The sequence below is a fragment of the Promicromonospora kroppenstedtii DSM 19349 genome, from assembly GCF_000515355.1.
GTDB classification, from domain to species: Bacteria; Actinomycetota; Actinomycetes; order Actinomycetales; family Cellulomonadaceae; genus Promicromonospora; species Promicromonospora kroppenstedtii.
Map to the genome: position 1 here is coordinate 54,017 of NZ_KI911760.1, position 1,052 is coordinate 55,068.

The 1,052-nt window shown below is 72.1% G+C and carries 2 protein-coding genes and 1 pseudogene; 1 reads left to right on the top strand and 2 read right to left on the bottom strand.

Annotated elements, in window-relative coordinates:
- Together PROKR_RS37935 and sigE are read right to left on the bottom strand one after the other, a co-directional pair.
- Positions 1–133 (bottom strand): zf-HC2 domain-containing protein (locus PROKR_RS37935; RefSeq protein WP_036970260.1); only part of this gene is annotated, 133 nt, incomplete at its 3' end.
- Positions 130–735, bottom strand: a complete 606-nt coding sequence (gene sigE, locus PROKR_RS27515) for an RNA polymerase sigma factor SigE (RefSeq protein WP_084800716.1) — start codon at positions 733–735, stop codon at positions 130–132. The genes PROKR_RS37935 and sigE, both read right to left, overlap by 4 nt.
- 106 nt (positions 736–841) lie before the next feature.
- On the opposite strand from sigE, the pseudogene PROKR_RS36460 reads away from it, so the two are divergent.
- Positions 842–1,052: pseudogene (locus PROKR_RS36460) on the top strand (methyltransferase); the annotation flags it as partial.

Consider the following 1,052-nt stretch of genomic DNA (forward strand, 5'->3'; position numbering starts at 1 on the left):
GGGCCGCGCGGGCGGTGTCGAGCTCGCGGGCGCACAGCCGGCACATGGTCACGTGGGCCAGGGCGCGCTCCGTCTCGGCGGGCGAGAGCTGCCCGTCAGCCAGCGCGCTGACGAGGTCGCCCAGGTGGCTCATCGCGCGCCGCCGCGCGTCGGGGCCAGGTGCTCCAGCGCGTCACGGAGCTGGGCACGGGCGCGGTGGATGCGGGAGCGGACGGTGCCGAGCTTGACGCCCAGGGTCACGGCGATCTCCTCGTAGCTCAGGCCCTCGATGTCGCACAGCACCACCGCGGCGCGGTACTCGGGGCGGAGGGCGTCGAGCGCCTTCTGCACGTCCTGGTCCAGGTTGGCGTGCTCGTAGCCGCGCTCCGGGCGGCCGAAGTCGCCGGTGTCGGCGACATGGCCGTCGTCGTCGCCCATCGCCTCCATGCGGATGCGCTTCTTGCGGCGCGCCTGGTCCAGGAACAGGTTGGTCGTGATGCGGTGGAGCCAGCCCTCGAAGGTGCCCGGGGTGTAGCTCGACAGCGAGCGGAACACCCGGATGAACGTCTCCTGGGTCAGGTCCTCGGCGTCCTGCTTGTTACCGGTCAGCCGGTAGGCAAGCCGGTAGACGCGCGCGGAGTGCTCCCGCACGATCTCTTCCCAGGTCGGCGGCTGCCAGGGCAGGTCGGCGGCGCCGGCCCCGGAGGGTACCGACGCGGGTGCGTCTGCTGCTGGTCGAGTGCTCACGGAAGTCATCGTCCTCTCAACGTACGTCAAAGCCCAGGCGTTCCCACGGGCTGTACCCTGACGCCGCACGTGATGTACACAACTGCCCGGTTCAGCGGAGGAAGCCATCAGCACAGTGGAGCCGTCAGGCCACGGGAAGGTCGCGGCCTGGGTCTACAGCGAGGCCTTCGTCCCCGAGGACGAGGTGCTGCTGCGCGCTCGCGAACGCGCCTCGGAGCTAGGCTGCCCGGCCGTCCTGCCGGGAGTGGGCGCGGTGCTGCGGGTGCTCGCCGCCGCCTCGAACGCGCACGCCGTGGTCGAGGTGGGCACCGGCGCCGGCGTGGCCG

Excerpts from the sequence above, each read along its gene's own strand:
- sigE (WP_084800716.1), bottom strand. The coding sequence starts at position 735 with ATGACTTCCGTGAGCACTCGACCAGCAGCAGACGCACCCGCGTCGGTA.